The sequence below is a fragment of the Mumia xiangluensis genome, from assembly GCF_010994095.1.
GTDB classification, from domain to species: domain Bacteria; phylum Actinomycetota; class Actinomycetes; order Propionibacteriales; family Nocardioidaceae; genus Mumia; species Mumia xiangluensis.
The window spans coordinates 830705-852066 of the sequence record NZ_WJYO01000002.1; the positions used below are offsets into that span (position 1 = coordinate 830705).

Annotated in this window: 18 protein-coding genes; 14 read left to right on the forward strand and 4 right to left on the reverse strand. The window is 70.8% G+C overall.

The annotated features are described in order from the left end of the window. Positions 1-2: 2 nt before the first annotated feature. The 4 genes from GH747_RS10170 to GH747_RS10185 all read right to left on the reverse strand — a co-directional run bounded on the left by GH747_RS10170 (position 3) and on the right by GH747_RS10185 (position 3563). Positions 3-509, reverse strand: a complete 507-nt coding sequence (locus GH747_RS10170) for an LURP-one-related/scramblase family protein (RefSeq protein ID WP_149769423.1) — start codon at positions 507-509, stop codon at positions 3-5. A 24-nt stretch (positions 510-533) separates the two neighbouring features. Continuing rightward, positions 534-941 carry a hypothetical protein gene (locus GH747_RS10175; protein ID WP_149769424.1) on the reverse strand — a complete coding sequence of 136 codons (408 nt, stop codon included), beginning with the start codon at positions 939-941 and terminating at the stop codon, positions 534-536. A 109-nt stretch (positions 942-1050) separates the two neighbouring features. After that, positions 1051-2058 carry a lactonase family protein gene (locus GH747_RS10180; RefSeq protein ID WP_149769425.1) on the reverse strand — a complete coding sequence of 336 codons (1008 nt, stop codon included), beginning with the start codon at positions 2056-2058 and terminating at the stop codon, positions 1051-1053. Continuing rightward, positions 2055-3563: an MFS transporter gene (locus GH747_RS10185; RefSeq protein WP_163695450.1), complete on the reverse strand. Its 1509-nt coding sequence runs from the start codon at positions 3561-3563 to the stop codon at positions 2055-2057. Before GH747_RS10185 ends, GH747_RS10180 begins: the two co-directional genes overlap by 4 nt. A gap of 145 nt (positions 3564-3708) precedes the next feature. On the opposite strand from GH747_RS10185, the gene GH747_RS10190 reads away from it, so the two are divergent. The 14 genes from GH747_RS10190 to GH747_RS10255 all read left to right on the forward strand — a co-directional run bounded on the left by GH747_RS10190 (position 3709) and on the right by GH747_RS10255 (position 21356). Continuing rightward, positions 3709-4077 (forward strand): YciI family protein, encoded by a 369-nt coding sequence (locus GH747_RS10190; RefSeq protein ID WP_149769427.1) that lies wholly within the window; start codon positions 3709-3711, stop codon positions 4075-4077. After that, positions 4074-5315, forward strand: a complete 1242-nt coding sequence (locus GH747_RS10195; protein WP_149769428.1) for an RNA polymerase sigma factor — start codon at positions 4074-4076, stop codon at positions 5313-5315. The genes GH747_RS10190 and GH747_RS10195 overlap by 4 nt, the downstream gene beginning before the upstream one ends. A 58-nt stretch (positions 5316-5373) precedes the next feature. Further along, on the forward strand, positions 5374-7416 hold the full coding sequence (gene paaZ, locus GH747_RS10200; protein ID WP_149769429.1) for a phenylacetic acid degradation bifunctional protein PaaZ: 2043 nt from the start codon (positions 5374-5376) through the stop codon (positions 7414-7416). 205 nt (positions 7417-7621) lie between these two features. Further along, entirely contained in the window at positions 7622-8656 is a 1035-nt protein-coding gene (gene pstC, locus GH747_RS10205) for a phosphate ABC transporter permease subunit PstC (protein WP_163695454.1), read from the forward strand. Continuing rightward, positions 8653-9756 (forward strand): phosphate ABC transporter permease PstA, encoded by a 1104-nt coding sequence (pstA, locus tag GH747_RS10210; protein ID WP_228552861.1) that lies wholly within the window; start codon positions 8653-8655, stop codon positions 9754-9756. The genes pstC and pstA overlap by 4 nt, the downstream gene beginning before the upstream one ends. Before the next feature lie 8 nt (positions 9757-9764). After that, positions 9765-11438 carry a substrate-binding domain-containing protein gene (locus GH747_RS10215; RefSeq protein WP_163695457.1) on the forward strand — a complete coding sequence of 558 codons (1674 nt, stop codon included), beginning with the start codon at positions 9765-9767 and terminating at the stop codon, positions 11436-11438. Next, the gene (locus GH747_RS10220) at positions 11435-14263 is read left to right on the forward strand and encodes a hypothetical protein (protein ID WP_149769432.1); all 2829 of its coding nucleotides are present in this window, start codon (positions 11435-11437) and stop codon (positions 14261-14263) included. Before GH747_RS10215 ends, GH747_RS10220 begins: the two co-directional genes overlap by 4 nt. Further along, positions 14260-15180 carry a class E sortase gene (locus tag GH747_RS10225; protein WP_149769433.1) on the forward strand — a complete coding sequence of 307 codons (921 nt, stop codon included), beginning with the start codon at positions 14260-14262 and terminating at the stop codon, positions 15178-15180. The genes GH747_RS10220 and GH747_RS10225 overlap by 4 nt, the downstream gene beginning before the upstream one ends. Before the next feature lie 84 nt (positions 15181-15264). Further along, positions 15265-16629: a substrate-binding domain-containing protein gene (locus tag GH747_RS10230; RefSeq protein ID WP_149769434.1), complete on the forward strand. Its 1365-nt coding sequence runs from the start codon at positions 15265-15267 to the stop codon at positions 16627-16629. 24 nt (positions 16630-16653) lie between these two features. Then, a complete protein-coding gene (locus tag GH747_RS10235) occupies positions 16654-17340 on the forward strand; it encodes a hypothetical protein (RefSeq protein WP_149769435.1) in 687 nt (228 codons plus the stop codon). Between the two features lie 42 nt (positions 17341-17382). After that, positions 17383-18600: an Ig-like domain repeat protein gene (locus tag GH747_RS10240; protein ID WP_149769436.1), complete on the forward strand. Its 1218-nt coding sequence runs from the start codon at positions 17383-17385 to the stop codon at positions 18598-18600. 69 nt (positions 18601-18669) lie between these two features. After that, entirely contained in the window at positions 18670-19503 is an 834-nt protein-coding gene (locus GH747_RS10245; protein ID WP_149769437.1) for a phosphate ABC transporter ATP-binding protein, read from the forward strand. Positions 19504-19582: 79 nt separating this feature from the next. Beyond that, positions 19583-21142 (forward strand): non-homologous end-joining DNA ligase LigD, encoded by a 1560-nt coding sequence (locus GH747_RS10250; RefSeq protein WP_149769438.1) that lies wholly within the window; start codon positions 19583-19585, stop codon positions 21140-21142. A gap of 34 nt (positions 21143-21176) precedes the next feature. Further along, positions 21177-21356 (forward strand): hypothetical protein, encoded by a 180-nt coding sequence (locus GH747_RS10255; RefSeq protein WP_149769439.1) that lies wholly within the window; start codon positions 21177-21179, stop codon positions 21354-21356. Positions 21357-21362 lie beyond the last annotated feature (6 nt).

Sequence of the window (21362 nt, forward strand, 5' to 3'; positions counted from 1 at the left end):
GGTCAGGTCAGGGAGTCGATGGCCACGACGACGCCGAGCACGAGCGCCTCGTCCTCCCCTGCGGCGATCTCGACGCCGTAGGTGTCGCGGACGCGGAACCACTTCTTCGACACCCGAGCGACCGTGTCCCCGTCGCGTTCGATCTCGTACTCGTGGTCGACGACGTTGCCGTGCGCCTTGAGGTCGTGCCCGCCCTCGACGTCGATCGCGAAGCGGTCCCGGATGCCGACCAGCGCCTTGCGGACCGTGGCGATCGTCTGGTCGTCGCGCTCGACCGCCACCTTGTCACGGACGCTCAGCTTGCGCTCCTGGATCCTGGCGACCTCGTGACCGGACAGGTCCTCCAGCACGAAGGTGTCGCGGATCCGCATGGCTTTGCCGTTGACTCGGAACGCGCGGTTGCCGTCCTCGTCCTCGATCCAGAAGTCGTCACCGATCGAGGCGAGCTTCTCGCGCATGCGGAATCGCCGCACGTCCCCGTCGTCTCCTCGTCCGCGCAGAAGTCCCATGGTCGTGTCCCTTCTCGTCGTTCGTCAGCACGTCGCCTTGACGTCGTTGACGAGGCTCTCCACTGCGGTTCCGAAGCTGGTCAGGGCGGTGCCGACCGCCGACAGGGTGCTCGCCGACGCATCGGCGGTCGCCGCGTTGATGCTGGACGTGAGGGCGGTGAAGCTGGTCTCGACCGTGGTGAGCGGATCGGAGAACTCGGACTTCGCCTCGGACTTGACGTCCGCCAGGGCGTTGCCGACCTCGGTCAGCGAGGCCTTGACCTCGTCGAGGCTTCCTGAAGCCGTGAGGTCGATGTCCTTCACGTCCTGGACCGAGTCCTCGAGGCTGTTCACGGAACCACAGATCGCCGGGGTCTCGGTGTCCTCGCTGCAGGCGGCGAGCGACACTCCCAGGAACACGGTCGACACGGCAAGGGTCGCGACGCGTCTCATCAGCCACTCCTTCGTACGACGGAGCCTCCGGAGCAGTCGCCCGTTCGGCACCTCCAGGATCCACCCGCAGACCGCCACCGTCGTCACCCACAGCGTGTGATTCGCGGGTCTACGGCCGCAGCGCCACCCAGGTCGGCGTGGAGGTCGCGAAGCTGCTGACCCGACGCCCGATCGTCTCCCCCGCTCCGAGCTCGAACGCCTCGATCGTGGACGAGTTCTCGTTCGAGGCGAGGAGGAGCCCCTCGGTCAGGGCGAAGTGTCGCGGCCAGCGACCCGCGGTGGGGTGCTCGGAGACGAGGTCGAGCTCAGACGTCCCCACCGTGAAGACGGCGATGGTGTCGGGACCGCGGTTGGAGACGAGGACGCTGTCGCCGTACGTCGTCAGCTGGGCGGGCCACGAACGCTCGGGGTGCGTCGTCGTCGGCACCTCGGCGAGCACCTCGGCCTCGTCGGCCGCCCCCAGGCGGACGCGCAGCAACGTCGCACTGAGCTCGCCGACGACCAGGGCGGAGTCGGCGTCAGGGAGGGCGACGATCTGGCGAGGGCCCGTGCCGGGTGGCAGGTGCCAGGTGCGCTCCTGCCGGAGCGCGCCGTCCGGTGTGATCGCGAGCGAGGTGAGCGTGTCGGCCCCCAGGTCGACGCAGATCAGGCTGTGCCCGAGGACGTCGGTCGCGATCATGTGGGGGTGTGCGTGCTGCTGGCGCTCGGGATCGGGGCCGCTCCCGACGATCGTGGTGGTGCCGACCGTGGCGACGGGTCGTCCGTCCGGCGCGAGCTTGATGAGGGACACGGTGCCACCGGTGTAGTCGGCGGTGAGCAACCAGCGCTCGTCACGGGTGATCGCCGCGTGGCAGGGGTGGCCGCCGGTGGGAGCCGAGCCCAGCGCGCGCATGTGTCCCGCGTCGTCGATGGCCACCGCCGTGACTCCGCCTGCTGCGGACTCGTTCGTCGCGTACGCCACGGGCAGCGTCGGGTGCCAGGCGACGCACGACGGCGACTCGATCTCCAGCACGCTCAGCGGCTCGAGCCGGCCGCTGGGATGCACGCGGACAGACTGCAGGCCTGGGGCGCCGCGGGTGGTGTAGCCCCCGACCAGCGCGAGAGGAGTCGTCGTCACGCACGGACCTTACCGTCCTCGGCAGACAGCGGTGCGCGCCCGGGAGCCGTACGACGGGTGTTGAGGACGGCACAGGCGATGAGGACGAGCGCGGTGAACAGCCCGACGGCGTGCAACGCGTCGTTCCCTGCCGCGGTGAGCGCGTCGAGGACGGCCTGCGGGTCCGACGAGCTCTGTGCGGCGGCTCGCGTCTCCGCCATGGTCGTCGTGCCCGAGAGCCCGAGGGCGGCCGCCTCCGGTCGGAGCGCCAGCGCGTACACCGTCGTGGCGAGGCTGCCGACGGCCGCGAACCCGAGCGACGAGCCGAGGTGGTTGCCCGTCTCCGCGAGCGCGGCGGCACAGCCGGCGGCGGACTGCGGCGCGCTCGAGACGATGCGCTGCGTGCCGAACGCGAAGAGTGGTCCGCACCCGAACGCGGTGAGCGTCACGCCGACGATCATCGGCGCGTAGCCGAGGTCCGCCGAGACGGTCAGCTGCAGCAGCGACCCGAGCGCCGCGACCACCAGACCTGCGGGAACCAGCCGGTCCGGGTCGACACGCCTCGCGAGGGCCGGCGAGACCGACGCGCCCGCCGCGATGCCCAGCGCCATCGGCATGAACACGATCGCCGCCACGAGCGGCGTGAGTCCCGCGACCGACTGGAGGTACTGGGTCACCCAGAACCCGGTCCCCGCGAGCGCGACGGCGGCGAGGGTCAGGCTCGTCACGGCCACGACGATGGCCCTCTCACGGAGCAGACCGAGGTCGAGGAACGGGTCGGCAAGGCGCTGCTGGCGGCGGACGAAGGCCACGCCAGCCGCACCGGCGACCGCCACTGCGAGCACGGCGACGGTCGTCGGGGTGGCAGAGCCCGGGATGCACGCCTTGATGGCGGTGAACACCGCGAGGAGGGCAGCCATCAGCAGCCCCGCGCTCAGCAGGTCGACGCGCGGTGCACGGTCGGCCGGTCGCGACCGCGGGAGCAACCGCGGACCCAGCGCGAGGACGATCGCGCACACCGGGACCGAGAGCAGGAACACCGAGCCCCACCAGAACCAGTGGAGAAGCAGCCCGCCGACGACCGGTCCCAGTGATGCGAACGCGAACTGGCAGGTCGCCCACGTGGCGATCGCCTTCGTGCGTGCGCCCTCGTCGGGGAAGATGTCGCCGATCAGCGCGAGCGTCGACGGCATCAGGGTCGCGCCCGCCACGCCCTGGAGGACGCGGGCGAGCAGCAGCACCTCAGCGGTCGGCGCGTACGCCGCCAGCACCGACGCCGCGAGGAACCCCGCACAGCCGAGCAGCAGGAGACGTCGTCGGCCGACGCGGTCACCGACGGCCCCGGCCACGATCGCGAGGACGCCCACCACCAGGCCGTACACATCGGTGATCCAGAGCTGCTGCGTCGCCGTGGCCCCGAGGTCGGCGGTGAGCTCGGGAACGGCGAGGAACAGGACGTTGATGTCGACGGCGACGACGGCCGTCGGGAGCAGGAGGAGCATCAGGCTCAGGCGAGGTCGGTTCATACTCCTCGGTCGTCGCCCGGTCGCGCGGATCGACACGATCGGCGAGGAGCGGCAAAGATTCTCGTGCCGGGGTGTCGTGCGAGCGCGGACGGTGACGACCACCTGGTGGCTCCCGAACCGCGGTGCCCCGTCCAGAGGAGGACCCATGAAGTACCTGATCCTGATGCATGTCGACCCCGCCGTCCTGGAGCAGCTCACCGAGGAGCAGCAGCAGGCGATCGGGGAGGGCCACGGCCAGTTCATGGCTGCGACGAAGGAGAACGGCGAGTTCATCTCGACGCAGGCGCTCGGCGACCCGAGCCGGTCGAAGGTGGTCCGCAGCAACGGCGAGGGGCCCGAGGTCACCGACGGCCCCTTCGTGGAGGCCAAGGAGTTCATGGGCGGCTTCTACCTGCTCGACGTGGAGGACGAGGCGCGGGCGATCGAGCTCGCGAGCCTGATCCCCGACGCGAGCATCCCCGGTCTGGCCGTCGAGGTCCGCCCGGTCGTGTTCTCCGACCTGGGCGACGGGTGAGCCGTCCGTCCTCCGCCGGCGAGGGTCTGTGGCGCGAGCTCGCGCCCCAGACCCTCGCCAGGCTGCTCCGCACGTACGGCAGCAGCCAGTTCGACCTCTGTGAGGACGCCGTCCAGGAGGCACTGATCGACGCGTACGTCCGGTGGCCGGCCGATCCGCCCGACGATCCGCAGGCGTGGCTGGCCACGACCGCGCGGCGGCGGTACGTCGACCGGGTCCGCAGCGACCAGCGGCGGCGCGATCGCGAGGGCCGGGTCGCGCTGCTCGAGGAGCCGCTCGGTCGTGAGGGCGCCCAGAGCGACGACACGCTGCTGCTGCTCCAGCTGTGCTGCGACCCCGCGCTGTCGCGATCCGCGCAGGTCGCCCTGACGCTGCGTGCTGTCGCGGGACTGACGACCGAGCAGATCGCGAACGCCTACCAGCTGCCCGTGGCGACCATCGCCCAGCGGATCACCCGGGCGAAGCGCCGGCTCGCGACCCTCGACAGCGACCTCTCACGGCCCGGCGATGCCGCGGAGCGCCTCGCGCCGGTGCTCGACGTCCTCTATGTGATGTTCACCGAGGCGCACCACACGACCACGGGCGCGCCCGCGCAGAACACCGACCTCGCCCGCGAGGCGATCCACCTCGCGCGCCTCCTCCGGCAGGCCGCCCCCGACTCCACCGAGGTCGCAGGGCTGCTCGCCCTCATGCTCCTGACGGAGGCGCGGCATCCCGCGCGCGTGGGTCAGCAGGGGGAGCTGATCCCGCTCGACGAGCAGGACCGGACACGATGGGACCGCCGGCTCGTCGACGAGGGCCTCGCGCTGCTCGACGTGGTGGCTCCCGGCGCCGACGCGGGGCCGTACCTCCTGCAGGCCTGCATCGCCGGCGTCCACGCGCACGCGGCCGACACGGAGACGACCGACTGGCTCGAGATCCACGCCCTCTACACGGTGCTCGAGCACACCACCGACGGCCGGAACCCGATGATCGCGCTGAACAGGATCGTCGCGTACGGGATGCTCCGTGGGCCCGAGGAGGCGCTTTCGCAGCTGGACGACCTGGCCGCGAGCCACCCGCGCCTCGCGCGCGTCGACGCCGTACGCGCCCACCTCCTCGAGCGGGCCGGGCGGGTCGACGAGGCGGCAGCGTCGTACCGCCTGGCGATCGCCGCCACCGTCAACGTCGCGGAGCAGGGCCACCTGCGGGACCGGCTGCGGCGGCTCACGGCGCCGGATCAGCCACCCCGGACGTGACGGCGATGGTCATGCCATCGCTGTTTACTGACCAATCGTTCTGGATTAGCGTCACTCCATGAGCCCACTGCTGGAGAGCTACGCCGCAGGCCGATGGTTCCGCGCACCGGACGAGGGTCGCCCGATCCTCGACGCGACCAGCGGGGAGGAGGTCGCGCGCGTCTCCAGCCAGGGACTCGACCACTCAGCGGTCGTCGCTCACGCCCGCGACGTGGGCGGCCCCGCCGTGCGTGCGCTGACCTTCCACGAGCGTGCGGGGATCCTCAAGGCGCTCGCTACCGATCTCGGGCAGCTCACGGACGAGCTCTACGCCCTCTCCCTCCACACGGGGGCAACCCGGCGCGACTCGGCGGTCGACGTCGACGGCGGCATCGGGACGGTGTTCTCGTATGCCAGCAAGGCCCGTCGCGAGCTCCCCGACGACATGGTCGTGCTGGACGGCGCCCTGGAGCAGCTCGGCCGCCGCGGCACCTTCGTCGGCCAGCACCTCTACGCGTCACGGCCCGGCGTCGCCGTACAGATCAATGCCTTCAACTTTCCCGTGTGGGGCATGCTCGAGAAGCTCGCGCCCGCATTCCTCGCGGGGCTGCCGAGCATCGTGAAGCCGGCCAGCCAGACCGCGTACGTCACCGCGGCCGTCGTACGCCGGATCATCGAGTCGGGTCTCCTCCCCGAGGGGAGCCTCCAGCTCGTGTGCGGCACCACCGGGACGCTGCTGGACCACCTCGGCGCGCAGGACTCCGTCGGGTTCACCGGCTCCGCCCACACCGCGGGGATCCTTCGCCGTCATCCGTCCGTGCTCGACCACGGCGTACGCCTCGGGGTCGAGGCCGACTCCCTCAACTGCTCCATCCTCGGCCTCGACGTCACCGCCGACTCGCCCGAGCTCGACCTCTTCGTCAAGGGCGTCGTCACGGAGATGACGGTGAAGACCGGGCAGAAGTGCACGGCGATCCGTCGCATCATCGTCCCCGAGGCGCTCGCCGACGAGGTGACCGAGGCGATCAGCGCCCGGCTCGCGGCAGTGACGGTCGGTGACCCTGCCGACGAGTCCGTACGCATGGGGCCGCTGGTCAGCCTCGAGCAGCGGGACCAGGTGCGTACCGCGATCGAGAAGCTGCGCGGCGGCGCCGACATCGCGTACGGCGATCCCGCGCACGTCGAGGTCGTCGGAGCCGACGCGCAGCGAGGGGCGTTCCTCTCCCCCGTGCTGCTGCGCGCGCGACCCGGTGCGGACGAGCCGCACGACGTGGAGCCGTTCGGGCCGGTCAGCACCGTCATGACGTACGGGTCCAACGCCGAGGCGATCGCCCTCGCAGCGCGTGGCCGAGGCAGCCTCGTCGGGTCGCTCGTGACCCACGATCCCGGTGTCGCGCGCGACGTCGTCCTGGGCCTCGCGCCGTGGCACGGGAGGATCCTGGTCCTCGACCGCGACGACGCCGCCGAGTCGACCGGGCACGGCAGCCCCCTGCCGACGCTGGTGCACGGCGGCCCCGGACGCGCCGGCGGCGGCGAGGAGCTGGGAGGCATCCGCAGCGTCCTGAACCACATGCAGCGCACCGCGGTCCAGGCCTCGCCCGATGCGATGACCGCGATCACCCGACGGTGGACGAAGGGGTCGGCGCGCACGGTCGACGGCGCCCACCCATTCCGCAAGAGCCTGCGCGAGCTGCGGGTCGGCGACACCATCGAGTCGGCCACCCGCACCGTCACCCTCGACGACATCGACCAGTTCGCGGAGCTCACCGGCGACACGTTCTATGCCCACACCGACCCTGAGGCAGCGGCCGCGAACCCGCTGTTCGGCGGGATCGTCGCCCACGGCTACCTCGTCGTCTCGCTGGCGGGGGGGCTCTTCGTCGAACCGAACCCGGGTCCTGTGCTGGCAAACTTCGGCGTCGACAACCTGCGCTTCCTGACCCCCGTCAAGGCCGACGACACGATCCGGGTCACGCTCGTCGCGAAGCAGATCACGGCACGCGCGAACGCCGACTACGGCGAGGTCCGGTGGGACGCGGTCGTCACCAACCAGGACGACGACCCCGTGGCGACGTACGACGTCCTCACGCTGGTCGCGAAGACCTGGCCGCCCGAGGGGTGAGCAGCCCGACCACGTGACGGCGTGAGTCGTCGTGCCTGCCGGAGGGCGTCGCGGGATCGATTTCTTCGAATCCAATCAGGCTGAGTGAAAGTCTACAAAACACATCGAGTTGGTCCGGAATCTGCCAAGGTGATCCAGCCGTGGCCCCCCACGGCGTCGAGTTCCACGACTCGGCACCGCCTTCTCGAGCCTGATTGGAGCACCGGTGCACCCGGAGACGAGCCCGCTCGACGTCGCCGACGATGCTCTCGACGACGACGTCCCACGCGACCTCTCGGCGCGACCCGTCGGTTCCGACCGTGTCTTCGTCGGGGTCACCCGAGGCGTCGGCGTCCTCGTGTTCGTCATCGTCACCGCCATCGGTCTGTTCCTCGGTCTGCAGTCCGCACCGACGTTCGCCCACTACGGCTTCTCGTTCCTCACCGAGTCGCGCTGGCTCCCCAGTCAGGACATCATCGGCATCGCGTCGGTGGCGCTCGGCACCGTGCAGGTGGCGATCATCGCGCTCGTCCTCGCGATCCCGCTCGCCCTCGGCACGGCCCTGTTCATCACCGACTGGTCGCCCGAGAAGTGGCGGGCCGGGCTCACCTCGGCCGTCGACCTGATGGCGGCCGTCCCGGGAATCGTGTTCGGTCTGTGGGTGCTGCTGCTCGTCCAGCCCCACGCCACCCACGTCACGCACTGGATCAGCAAGCACTTCGGCTGGATCCCGTTCCTCGAGGTCCACACCGACGTCGACTACCCGATCTGGAACCAGGCGCCCGGCTACCCCTCGTACGCGGGATCCGCTGCGATCGCTGCGATCGCGGTCGCCGCGATGATCTTCCCGATGGCCACCTCCGTGATGCGTGAGGTGTTCGCGCAGGCGCCCGCCGGGGAGAAGGAGGCCGCGCTGGCGCTCGGCGGCACGCGCTGGGCAGTCGTGCGCAACGTCGTCCTGCCGTTCGGCAAGAGCGGCATCATCGGCGGCTCGATGCTCGCGCTCGGCCGGGCGCTGGGCGAGACCATCTCCGTCGTCCTCGTCATCAATCAGGCGTTCGAGCTGAAGATCCGAGCCCTCGAGTCCGGCACCTCGACGATCTCGGCCCTGATCGCGACCGGCTACAAGGAGGCCAGCCCGGCGCAGCTGTCGGCGCTGCTGACCGCAGGCTTCCTGCTGTTCGTGGTGACCCTCGTGGTCAACACCCTGGCCGCCGGCGTCGTGGCACGGGCGCGATCCGGAGCGGTGAGCGAGCTGTGAGCGCCCGCACCCTCACCCCTGCCGCCGAAACGCCTGCCTCCACCCAAGGCCCTGTCGCCGAGACGCTGCGGCAGACCCGCTCCACGACGCGCGACGACCGGATCGCGCTCGCGGGAGCCGTCCTCGCGTCGCTCGCCACCACCTGGCTCCTGTACACGCAGGTCCTGCCCCTGTCGGGCCGCCTCGGTTTCATCATCGTCTGGTACGCCGTGTTCATCGCCTACTTCGCGGGACTGACCGCGTTGACCAGGCCCTGGCCGATCGTCGCCGACCGGATCGCGACGATCCTCGTCGTCGCCGCCCCCGTGATCGTCGGCGCCGCTCTGGCCAGCGCCGTCCTGTCGACCGTCATCGAGGGCTTCGAGCCGCTGATGCACGCCAACTTCTACGTCGACGACATGAGCGGGGTCCAGGGCGACGACGCGTTCGACAAGGGCGGGCTCCTGCACGCGATCGCCGGGACCGTCATCCAGATGAGCATCGCCGTCGCGATCGCCATGCCGCTCGGTCTGCTCACCGCGATCTTCACCGCCGAGGTCGGCGGCAAGATGGCGAACACGGTGCGGTCGGTGATCGAGGCGATGACCGCGATGCCGTCCGTCGTCGCCGGCCTGTTCATCTACACGGTCTGGCTCGTCTACCTCGGCCAGCAGACCAGCGGGTTCGCCGCCTCGCTGGCCCTCGCCATCATGGCGCTGCCGATCATGGCGCGCGCGAGCGACGTCGTGCTGCGCGTCGTCCCCGGCGGACTGCGCGAGGCGTCGTACGCGCTCGGCGCCACCCGCTGGCAGACCGTCTGGCACGTCGTCCTGCCGACTGCCCGTCCGGCGCTGGCGACCGCGCTGATCCTCGGTGTCGCGCGCGCCGTCGGAGAGACCTCTCCGCTCCTCCTGACCTCCGGCGCGTCGACCTACTTCAACGCCAACCCGTTCAGCGAGCCGATGAACTCGCTGCCGCTCTACATCTACTCGAGCGCGTCGTCGGGCATCCCCCAGATGGCAGAGCGCGCCAACGCCGCTGCCGCGGTGCTGCTCGTCGTCGTGCTCACCCTGTTCACCACCGCCCGACTGATCGCCCGCCGAAAGGGAGCCCGAGGATGAGGCCCGCCATGTTCGTACGACGCACCGTCGCCGTGGCGGTGAGCCTCGTCCTGGTCGGTCTCTTCGGCCCGACCGGCCCCGCGCAAGCGGCCGGCTACGCGCTGATCCAGGGTTCGGGCTCGAGCTGGGCCGCCAATGCCGTCAACCAGTGGGTCGCCGACGTGGCGGCCCAGGATCTCAAGGTCGTCTACACCGCCAACGGTGCCGCGCAGGGCCGCAAGGACTACGCCAACGTGCGCACCGAGTTCGGCATCACCGACTCCCCCTACCGCGGGAAGGACCCGACGACCGGCGCCACGGACTCGTCCCTCGGGCGCTCCTTCGCCTACCTGCCCGTCGTCTCCGGCGGCACCTCCTTCCCGTACCACCTGGAGGTCAACGGGAAGATGCACCGCAGCCTGCGACTCTCCGGCGAGACGATCGCGAAGATCTTCACGAACCAGATCACCAACTGGAACGACCCTGCGGTCACCCGGGACAACAACGGCAAGCAGCTGCCGTCCATCCCGATCATCCCGGTCGTCCGCGCCGACGGTGCCGGGGTCACGAACCAGTTCACGACCTGGATGAGCGACCAGTTCCCGACGCTGTGGCGGGGCTGCAACGGCGGGACGAACGCACCGACCGACTACTTCCCGCTCAACTGCGGGAAGTCATCGGGGCCGCAGAAGGCGCAGACCGGCTCCGACGGCGTCATGAACTACATCAAGTCCGGCGGCGCGAACGGCTCCATCGCCATGGAGGAGTACTCCTACCCGCTGCTCGCGAACTACCCCGTCGCGCGCATGCTCAACAAGGCGGGCTTCTACGTGCTGCCCACCCAGTACAACGTCGCGGTCGCCCTGACGAAGGCGAAGATCAACACCGACAAGGGCTCGCCGGACTACCTCACCCAGGACCTCGACAACGTCTACGTCAACGCCGACCGGCGCACGTACCCGCTGTCCTCCTACGTCTACGCGATCATCCCGACGGCCAAGTCGGACCGGCGCATGACCAAGGCGAAGTCGCAGAGCCTCGCCGACTTCCTCTACCACTCGATCTGCCAGGGTCAGCGCGGCATCGGCCCGATCGGCTACTCGCCGCTGCCGATCAACCTGGTCCAGGCCGGCTTCGAGCAGATCGGCAAGCTGACGACGTTCGGCGCCACGATGAAGGACCGCAACGTCTCGACGTGCAACAACCCGACCTTCATCAAGGGGAAGCCGAACCAGAACTACCTCGCACAGATCGCCCCGAACCCGCCCGCGTGCGCGAGGGCCGGCAACCCGCCCTGCGAGAACAACGAGGACGCGGTCATCGCCAACCCGACGTCGGACGGCAAGGCGCCGGCGGCGTCCGGCCCGAAGGCCCCCTCGGGCTCCGGCGGCAGCGGCGGCAGCGGCGGCCCGAAGGCGAACGGCGGCCCGAAGGCGAACGGCGCACCGCCGGCGGGCGGCGGCCCGTCCGCGGCCGCACCATCGGCGGGCTCGGCGCCGCCCAACGACCTCGGTGTCGTCACCTCCGACACCGCCGTCGCCGCGGGCGACGTCGCCGTCGTCCCGACGACCCTCAGCAGCGACGCCCGCTCCGGTCCGGGGCCGCTCCTGACGGCGCTGGTGGTCGCCCTGTTCGTCGGCGTCGTCGCGGCGCCCGCCGCTGTCGTCACCCTCGCCGGCCGTTCCACCAGGGGTCGCCGATGAGGACCCGACGCTGGTCGCGCGTCCTGCTCGCGACCGCCGTGGTGACCGGCACCCTCGGCGTGGTCCAGCTCGCCGGAAGCGCCGGAGCGGACGACTGGGCCTTCTCGGGGTCCGTCGTCGCCAAGCGCGCACACATCGGCGAGGACGGGTCGGCGTCGAAGGACGACGCCACTCAGACCAGGGTGGACGTGAAGGTGTCCGCGGTCGAGAACCTCCGCGGCCGGCAGTCGGTGCGGGTCGCGTGGAGCGGTGCTCACCCCACCGGGGGCGTCGTGCTGGACCCGACCTCGGCCGAGGCGAAGGACCAGGAGTACCCGGTCGTCGTGCTCCAGTGCCGCGGCGTCGACACGACCGGCGCCGTACCACGAGGACAGTCGCGGCTCGGCCCGGAGACCTGCTGGACCCAGAGCGCCCCGGAACGCTACTTCGCCTCGTCGTCGCAGACGCCGCCGTGGCGGGTCGACGCGTACGCGAGCGCTGCCGACCGCGCCCCGTCCGTCGGCGCCCCCGACCCGCTGCCGGAGGCGTGCTCGCGCCTCTCGAAGCCGATCACTGCGCGCTGGCTCCCGCTGCTCGCCATCGACGGCGAGACCTACTACGGCGGACCCGACCCCGGCGTCGGCTGTGCCAGCACCGCCCCCGAGGCGAGCGACACGACCGACGTCGGCCTGCCCAGCAACACCGTGTACGGCGCGACCGCCAAGGACGGCACCGGACAGGCAGAGTTCGCGGTCTGGACGCGCTCGGAGAACGCCACGCTCGGATGCTCTGCCAGCGTCCGGTGCGCACTCGTCGTCGTGCCGATCGCCGGGCTGAGCTGCGACGCCTGGGGGAACAACCTCCGAGCACCGCAGCTCCAGGCCAACGGCACTCCCCTGACCAGCACCCAGAAGTCGAACGCCGATGCGACGTGCCGACGCACGGGTGCCTATGCCCCCGGGGAGACACGCGACTCGACCAAGAGCTCCGACCAGGCCGTACGAGGTGCGTACTGGTGGTCGGCGTCCAACTGGCGCAACCGCGTCACGGTGCCGTTGTCCTTCGCCCCGACGGGCGACGCATGCTCGGCCACGGGCGCCGGCGACGCCGTCGAGATCGGCGGTTCCGTCGTGCTCAACGAGCTGACCGCATCGTGGCGACCCGCCTTCTGCGCCGACGACTCGCTGTTCGCCTTCAGCCACGTGCAGCAAGCCGACTTCTTCGCCCTCGACCAGGTCGACAGCGGCACCCTGCCGGCGGCGTTCGCGAGCACGGCACGCGGGACGGAGTTCAGCAGGCCCGTCGTGCCGGCGCCGGTCACCGTCGGTGGTTTCGCGATCGCGTTCGCGATCGACGACGCCAGCAAGAACCGGCAGGAGACGCTCAAGCTGAACGCCAGGCTCGTCGCCAAGCTGGTCACGCAGTCGTACCCGGTGACGACCTGGCTCCGGTCGGGACGCGACGACCTGGCCGACAACCCTCTCAACATGTCGGTCGACCCGGAGTTCCGCGCCCTCAACCCGGGGTTGAAGTCCGACACCGACCTCAGCTCCGCCGGCGCGCTCCAGCTGCTGTCGGAGCGGGCGGACCTCACCGCGGCACTGACGGCGTGGATCGATGCCGACCCCGAGGCGCGCGCGTGGCTCGACGGCTCGGCTGACCCGTGGGGCATGCGGGTCAACGACCAGTACAAGGCCAAGCGGCTGTCGAGCATCGACGGGTTCCTGCTCGACACCTTCGAGGCTCCCGACTGGTACAAGACCGCGAACAAGTGCTACGGCAACTCGCCGTCGCCCTACCTCAACCTCGTCGCCAACCCCCAGGCGAACCTCTCCGCCATCACGATCAACCTCCAGTACGCCAGCTCCGCGGTGCTCACGGCGTGCAACTTCCTCACCGAGGACCCGATCGGTTCGCTACCGCTGCGCAAGGAGGGACGCCAGGCGATCGGCAACCGGTTCGTCCTCGGCCTGGTCACCCTGTCGTCTGCCCAGCGCTACAACCTCCGTACGGCCGACCTCCAGACCGCGTCGACCGTTCCCGACGGCGCGACGTTCACCGACGCGTCCGGCCGCACGTTCGTGCACGGGGACACCGCCGCCCTCAAGGCCGCCGCCGCCGGGTTGAAGGCCGACCCTGAGACGAAGGTGTGGTCGTTCGACTACTCCACGCTCCAGACCGACGACGGCAAGCAGGCGTACCCCGGTGCGCTGCCGGTGTATCTCGCCGCACCCACGACCGGCCTGACCGACGCCAACGCTCAAGACCTGGCGAAGCTCCTCTGCTACGCCGTCGACCCCGAGCGCGGCGCGAAGCAGGGCACCGCGAACGGGACGCTCCCGGCCGGGTACCTCGCGCTCACCGACTCGAACGGGCTCGGGGCGCAGCGCGCGTACACCCTGAACGCGGTCTCGGCCATCCGCAACCAGACCAAGTCGGTCCCGGCGCTCGACGCGAAGACGCTGTCGTACGACTCGGTGTGCAGCTTCAGGACCGCCGCAACGCCGACACCGACCACGGGAGCCCCTTCTGATCCCCCGGCCACAGCGAAGGTTCCGGACGCTCCGACCGCCGCCCCCGCCCCGGTGGCGCCGCTCGCCGCCCCTGACGTGCCGGTCAAGAAGGCTGCGCCGGTCGACGTGGCGACCGCGGTCTCGGAGGAGGTCACGCTGACCTCGGGGCAGCACTCGCGTCTCGGCAGCATCGGAGCACCGCTGCTGCTCGTCCTGGCGTTGGCCGCCGGGCTTGCGGGGTCGGTGCTGCGGCTGAGCCCCGAGCAGCTGGACACCTTCAGTCGCCGGGTCCGCTCAGGGGCACGATCGATCACGCGCGGCAGGCGACCATGACGCTCCTCGAGGAACGGGCCCGGACGCAGCTGCACGACGGGGTCGTCGACGCGTCGCCTCCGCCCTCGTCCACCGCAGTCCCGAGCCGTGTCACCGTGGCGACCGTGCTGCAGGCGCTGGCACTGCTCATCGTGTGGCTGCTGCTGTACCTGACCGTCCTGAGCAGCTTCCAGCACGGCCACGCGCAGCGGAGCCTGTACGCCGAGCTGCGTACCGAGCTCGCGCTCGGCGAGGCTCCGTCCGGTGCACCGATCGTGCCCGGCACTCCCCTCGCCGTGCTGTCGATCCCCGCCCTCGATCTCGGCGACGAGGTGGTGGTCGAGGGATCACGCAACGAGCAGCTGCGGGTCGGCCCCGGACACGTCACCGGCACGGTGCTCCCCGGTCAGATCGGCGTGAGCGTCCTGGCGGGCCGCTCGACGACGTTCGGTGGACCGTTCGGCGGCCTCGACGAGCTGCGCGCAGGCGACCCGATCGTCGTCACCACGGTGCAGGGGACGTTCCGGTACGACGTCGTCGCCGTCAGGGTCAAGGGAGACCCGGTCCCCGCTCCCCCGAAGGAGGGCCAGGGCCGGCTGACCCTGGTCAGCTCGTTGCCCGGACCCGGACCGCTCGGAGCGCTCCGACCCGCGAACACCGTCTACGTCGACGCCGCGCTGGAGTCCGGTGCCGTCGCCGCCGGACCGGTCGGCCAGACCGACCTCGAGGCGACGTACATGTCGGGCCGGCTCGACGTACCGACGCTCGCCCAGCTCGCCCTCGCCCTCCAGCTCCTCCTGCTCGCAGTCGCCGGGTTCGCCTGGGGCTGGCACCGCGGGAACCGCCGCGTCGTGTGGGCAGCAGGCATCCCCGTGGTCGTGGCCGCGCTGTGGCTCGCGACGTCGCTGTCCGCCCACCTCATCCCCGGCCTGATCTGAGTGCGCACCCAGGCCAGGGCACCGAACCGCAACACCCGAACCCACCCCAGTCCCCGTTTCACACCCGATATCGAAAGGCTCACCATGTTCCGCACCCGGACCCTCGCCGCGACGGCGGTCGCCGGGCTGGTCGCATCGACCGCCCTGCTGGCCACCACCCCGGCCCAGGCCGATACCGCCCCGCAGGAGAAGGACGTCGTCTCGACCGGCTCCGACATCCTGCAGACCGCGTACAACTTCCTCGCCGACGGCTACGGCGACCTGCCCGGCTACAACACCGCCGGCAACCGCTGGCGCTTCATCAACTTCGACTCCTCCGGCGACGCCCAGGGACGTACGGCCTACACGGACCCGCGCCTGCTCACCACGATCACCGGCAACGGGACCGTCGGCGAGAGCGGCGTCAAGTACGTCAAGCAGAGCGAGGTCCAGGTCCTCAACCCGACGGTGTCCCTGCGTGCGGGACAGCCGCTGGTGGTCCGTCCCTCGGGCGGTGGCGGTGGCGGCCGTGACGCGATCATCAACGACTACGTCGACGACAAGGGCATCGGCGACTGGATCGACGTGGGCCGCAGCCCCGACCCGGTCGACGCGTCGGGGGTGGCCAACCAGAACAAGGCCCAGGCACAGCTCGGCACGAAGCTCTACAGCGTCCAGTTCGGCACCGACCGGCAGGTCATCGCCACGGCCGCCGTGACGAACGCCCCGGCGACGCTGTCCGCCGAGACGGTGAAGAAGATCTACAAGGGCGAGATCACGAAGTGGAACCAGGTCCCCGGCAACGAGAGCGGCAGCCCCGAGACGATCATCCCGCTCACGCTGCCCGACGACGCGGGCATGTGGAACACGTTCCTCGCCGGCATCCGCGCCGCCAACCAGCTGACCTCGACGACGTGGACCGACGCCGACGCCCGCTCGAACCCGAACAGCTTCAACGTCCAGCAGAACGACCCGACGGCGATCACCAACCTGCCGGAGGCCCAGCGCAGGAACGCCATCGTGCCGTTCCCGCGTAGCCGCGCCACGGTCGTCAACAACGGCTACTACACGGTCGCCCAGGACGGCGCGGGGCAGACCAACCCGTACAACGGCACCCGCACCTACACCGGCTCGTTCACCTCGGGCGGGCAGACGCTCGGCCGGCACCGGGTCTCCGCGACCGCCTCGGGCATCAAGCTGCTCGCGGCGACCTCGACCGGCACGACCGCGTCCGACCCCTACGGTCAGAACTTCGCGCTGCGCGCGATCTTCCGCGAGTCCGACCTCGAGGACCCCACCCCGTGGCAGCCGGGCAGCAAGCTCAACTGGGCGCGGACGCTGTTCTACAACCCGGGTGGCGCCACGCCGTTCGTCCAGACGCCTGCGGGCAAGGCACTCATCGAGGCCGCCGGCCAGGTCCCGACCTACCGCGTCTTCGGCACCGACAACCAGGAGATCGACGTCGACTGACGTCGATCTCGAGGAGAGCCAGCCGTGAGCACCTCGCTGAACAGATCCGCACCGACCGACTCCGAGCCATTCGAGTCCGGGCCAGTCGAGTCCGGGCCAGTCGAGTCCGACCCGACCGGGGCACGCGTACGCCGCATGCCCCGGCGGGTGGGGGTCCTCGTCATCGCCACGGTGGTGGTCGTCACCACGGCCGTCGCGTGGTTCGCCAGCCGTGACCAGGTCGTCCCGTACACCGATCCGCAGTCCACCGGGCTGCTGACGCTGTGCGACGAGTCTGGCAAGCCCGTCACCGAGGGCAGGGTCGACGACACCCCGTTCGCGCCGATCGTCGTCGGTGCGACGCCCCTGGACGGCCGGATTCCCGGCGACCTGGTCGCGAACGCCACGCTCTACGGCTACCAGCCGCGCGAGGCGATCGAGCCGCTGGAGTTCAGCGGGTCGCCGATCGGCGGACCTGTGCCGTTCGTGGATCACGAACGGCCGGCGACGCGGGTCGTACCGGACGCGTGGAGCATCGCGAACTTCGTCGAGGTGTTCCCCGCGGACCTCGACGGCTACGTCCAGCTCCGCCTGATCACCAGCGTCAGCGGCTTCGGCGCGAACACCACGTCGTACGACACCGCTGACATCAAGGTGGACGGCGAATCGTGGCACGTGGTGCGCGGCGGTCACGCCGACTGCACCGGCGCGGCGGCCCTCCTCGGCGACTGAGTCGCCCCTACCAGACCTCTTCGACCCATCAGGAGATCCACCATGAAGATCACTCCACGAACAGTGGCGAGCGTGGCCGCAAGCCTCGCGCTCGTCGCGGGCGCCGGCGGCGTCGCGGTCGCCGCCGACCCGCTCGACTGGTACGACGGTGACAGCGCGACCGTCGCCGACCCCGACGACGTCACGACACTCAAGATCGTCAGGGCCGACGGGACCGAGGTCACCTCGGGCACGCTCGACGACCCGCTCGGCGCGTTCGCCGTCGCGGCGGACGAGGTCCGCGCCGGCGACACGTCCGCGTCGTTGTTCGTCCACCTCACCTCGGCGGCGACGGCGGCGGGTGCCTGGAGCGGGCAGCAAGCCTCCGGTACGACCCGCTTCAGCGGCAGCGGCGCCGTCCCTGGCCCCACCGGGGTCGGTGCGAAGCCGTTCGTCTCGCTGGCGGGCTCGCTTCCGCTGGACCAGACGGTCGAGGCACTGCCGAGCACGGAGACGACCGGAACCTTCCCGGGCGTGTACGCGCTGCGTCTGCGCACCAGCTCGGCCACCGGCGGCGTCTCTAACGCGTACGCCTCCGCGTACGTCAAGGTCACCGGCTCGAGCTGGACCCTGACCGACCCGCCCAGCGGTGTCCCGACCACGCCCCCACCGGCGCCGGTGGCGACGGTGCGGCCGACGTGGGGCGCCGGCTTCGCGTACGGCGCGACGCGCAACGTCACGGTCGCCGTGGGCGGCGGCAGCACGGCCGCCAAGGGCACCGTACGGCTGTACTCGGGGTCCACTGCCGTGAGCAGCACGAAGGCGCTGGACGCATCCGGCCGGGCGACGCTCACGATCGCGCGGGGCGTGCTGCGTCCCGGTGTGCGCAGGGTCAAGGTCGTCTTCACGTCCACCAACACGGCCGTCGTCCGGTCCGCGACGACCGCTGAGCACGCGTACGCAGTCGCCCGGGGCACCGCTCCCGCGCCGACCTGGAAGGTGAGCAAGAAGGTGACGGCGAGGAAGGCCGGCAAGCTCCTCGTCTCCGTCGCGAGGCCAGCGGGTCTCGTCCAGCCCACCGGCAGGGTCACCGTCGTGCTCAAGCGCGGCAAGAAGACCGTCGTCATCCGCAACAAGGCCCTCTCGAGCTCGGGCAAGGTCACCGTGACCGTGCCCAAGCAGAAGGCCGGCAAGTGGAAGGTGACCGTGAAGTACCTCGGCAGCACCGTCTACCTGCCGCGCAGCTCGGCCGCGAAGACGCTGGTCGTCGCCAAGAAGTGAGCACGTGTCCGATCGCCCTGCGGGGACGTCGTACGGCGTCCCCGCAGGGCACACACCGGGAGCAGAACCATGACCACTGACCAGACCGTCATCGTGCCCGCGCTGGGCACGCTTCCGGCTCCGTCGCTCGCCTCGACCCTCCACGCACGGGAGGTGTCCGCGTGGTTCGGCCGCGCCAAGGTCCTCGACCGGGTCTCGATCGAGATGCCGGCCGGTCAGGTCACCGCGCTGATCGGTCCGTCCGGGTGCGGCAAGTCGACGTTCCTGCGGATCCTCAACCGGATGCACGAGCTCGTGCCAGGGGCGCGGCTCGCGGGGCAGGTCCTGCTCGACGGGCAGGACGTCTACGACCCCGAACGCCGGCTCACGGAGGCGCGCAAGTCGATCGGGATGGTCTTCCAGAAGCCGAACCCGTTCCCCGCGATGTCGATCCGCGAGAACGTCCTCGCGGGCCTGAAGATCACCGGCTCGCGGATCGGCAAGGACGAGCGCATCCACCTCGTCGAGGAGTCACTGACCCGCGCCGGCCTCTGGAAGGAGGTGCGCGACCGGCTCGACGAACCCGGCTCGGCGCTGTCCGGAGGCCAGCAGCAGCGCCTCTGCATCGCCCGGTCTCTCGCGGTGAAGCCGAAGATCCTGCTGATGGACGAGCCGTGCTCGGCGCTCGACCCGACGTCGACCCGCGTCGTGGAGGAGACGATCACCCAGATCGCGCAGGACGTCACGATCGTGATCGTCACGCACAACATGCAGCAGGCTGCCCGCGTCTCGCAGCGCTGCGCGTTCTTCCTGGCCTCGCACGGCACCCCGGGCGTCGTCGTCGAGCAGGGTCCGACGGACGTCATGTTCGACAACCCGGCCGATGCACGCACCGCCGACTACGTGAGCGGGCGCTTCGGCTGATCAGGGTGCAGGCTGGGCCATCTGCGGGATCGCTGCGACGACTCGGCATGGAGCGGCGCGCGCGGGGAACGGGGCATGCATGAGCGATCCGCTCGAGGTCTACCGCCGCAAGCGCGACTTCACGCACACCCCCGAGCCGGCGGGCGACGCGCCGGCCGCGGGTGGGCCCGGCCGGTTCGTCGTCCAGCGACACCGTGCGAGCCGGCTGCACTACGACCTGCGCTTCGAGATCGACGGCGTCCTCGTCAGCTGGGCCGTGCCCAAGGGGCCGACACTCGACCCCGGCACACGCCGGCTCGCCATGCACGTCGAGGACCACCCGATCGAGTACCTGTACTTCGAGGGCGTCATCCCGTCGCGGGAGTACGGCGGGGGCGACGTCATCGTGTGGGACACCGGCACCTGGGAGTCCGTCAAGACGGACGACCCGCGCGCTGCCGTGGAGAAGGGCGAGCTGCACGCCGAGGTGCACGGCCAGAAGCTCCGCGGGCGTCTGGTCCTCGTACGGCGCGAGGGCGACGGTGACGCCTGGATGCTGCTCCACAAGCGGGACGACCACGCCGTCGAGGGCTGGGACCCGGAGGAGCACCCGCGCTCGGTGCTGAGCGGACGGACGAACGACGAGGTCAAGGCCGACCCACACTTCCTCTGGCGTTCGGACGCGCCGGCCGCGGAGGCCAGCGTCTCGCTCCTGCCCGATCCGCTGCCGGACGACGCGATCGGCGAGCTCGAGTCCCTGGGCAAGCAGGGCACGTGGGACGTCTTCGGCCGACCGCTGAAGGTCACGAACCTCGACAAGGTGCTCTTCCCCGGTGACCCGCCGGTGACCAAGCGCGAGCTGCTCGCGTACGCCGCGCGCGTCGCCCCAGTCGCGCTGCCGTACCTCGAGGGCCGCGCACTCAACCTGCACCGCTATCCGGACGGCGCTGACAAGACGGGGTTCTGGCACAAGCAGCGACCCGCTCACGCACCCGAGTGGCTCGGCTCCTGGAAGAACGCCGAGGCCGACGACGGCGAGACCACCACGTACGTCGTCGCCGAGGAGCCGGCGACGGTGGTGTGGGCCGCGAACTTCGGCGCCCTCGAGTGGCATCCGTGGACCTCCCGTACGACGGCACCGCACGAGCCGACGTACGCGCTGATCGACCTCGACCCTGGGGAGTCGACCTCCTGGGCGGATCTGCTCGTGCTCGCGCGGCTGCACCGTACGGCGCTCGAGCACCTCGGCGTGACAGGCCGACCCAAGGTGACAGGCCGCCGGGGCATCCAGATCTGGATCCCGATCGTTGCGGGCTACTCGTTCGACGACACCCGCGCGTGGGTGGAGAAGCTCTCGAAGACGGTCGGTCGGGTCGTGCCGGAGCTGGTCAGCTGGAAGTGGGAGGTGAAGGAGCGCAAGGGGCTCGCGCGACTCGACTACACACAGAACGCCGTCAACAAGACCCTCGTCGCGCCGTACTCACCCCGCCCGGCCTTCGGCGCACCGGTCTCGGTGCCGCTCGCCTGGGACGAGCTGGACGACCCTGACCTGCGCCCCGACCGGTGGACCATCCGAACCCTGCTCGACCGGCTGGAGTCTGACGGCGATCCCTTCCGCGTCCTGCTCGGCGCTGCGCAGGAGCTGCCTGAGATCAGGTGAGACTGAGGTGCCGGGAAGCGGGTACCAGGGCGGAATGACGATCACACCAGACGAACCGAATCCCGACCCGTCGGTCGTGCCCTCGGGCGACCCAGTCCCGATCGATCCCGACGTCGACCCGCGGGAGCCGAACCCTGATCTGCCCGATCCGGAGATCGTTCCCCCCGAGGACGCCGTCACGATCGCGACCGCCGACCGTCCTGACGATCTCTGACGTCGC

Coding starts and splice junctions, on each gene's coding strand:
- GH747_RS10170 (WP_149769423.1), bottom strand. CDS start 509: ATGGGACTTCTGCGCGGACGAGGAGACGACGGGGACGTGCGGCGATTC.
- GH747_RS10175 (WP_149769424.1), bottom strand. CDS start 941: ATGAGACGCGTCGCGACCCTTGCCGTGTCGACCGTGTTCCTGGGAGTG.
- GH747_RS10185 (WP_163695450.1), bottom strand. CDS start 3,563: ATGAACCGACCTCGCCTGAGCCTGATGCTCCTCCTGCTCCCGACGGCC.
- GH747_RS10190 (WP_149769427.1), top strand. CDS start 3,709: ATGAAGTACCTGATCCTGATGCATGTCGACCCCGCCGTCCTGGAGCAG.
- paaZ (WP_149769429.1), top strand. CDS start 5,374: ATGAGCCCACTGCTGGAGAGCTACGCCGCAGGCCGATGGTTCCGCGCA.
- GH747_RS10215 (WP_163695457.1), top strand. CDS start 9,765: ATGTTCGTACGACGCACCGTCGCCGTGGCGGTGAGCCTCGTCCTGGTC.
- GH747_RS10220 (WP_149769432.1), top strand. CDS start 11,435: ATGAGGACCCGACGCTGGTCGCGCGTCCTGCTCGCGACCGCCGTGGTG.
- GH747_RS10225 (WP_149769433.1), top strand. CDS start 14,260: ATGACGCTCCTCGAGGAACGGGCCCGGACGCAGCTGCACGACGGGGTC.
- GH747_RS10230 (WP_149769434.1), top strand. CDS start 15,265: ATGTTCCGCACCCGGACCCTCGCCGCGACGGCGGTCGCCGGGCTGGTC.
- GH747_RS10240 (WP_149769436.1), top strand. CDS start 17,383: ATGAAGATCACTCCACGAACAGTGGCGAGCGTGGCCGCAAGCCTCGCG.
- GH747_RS10245 (WP_149769437.1), top strand. CDS start 18,670: ATGACCACTGACCAGACCGTCATCGTGCCCGCGCTGGGCACGCTTCCG.
- GH747_RS10250 (WP_149769438.1), top strand. CDS start 19,583: ATGAGCGATCCGCTCGAGGTCTACCGCCGCAAGCGCGACTTCACGCAC.
- GH747_RS10255 (WP_149769439.1), top strand. CDS start 21,177: ATGACGATCACACCAGACGAACCGAATCCCGACCCGTCGGTCGTGCCC.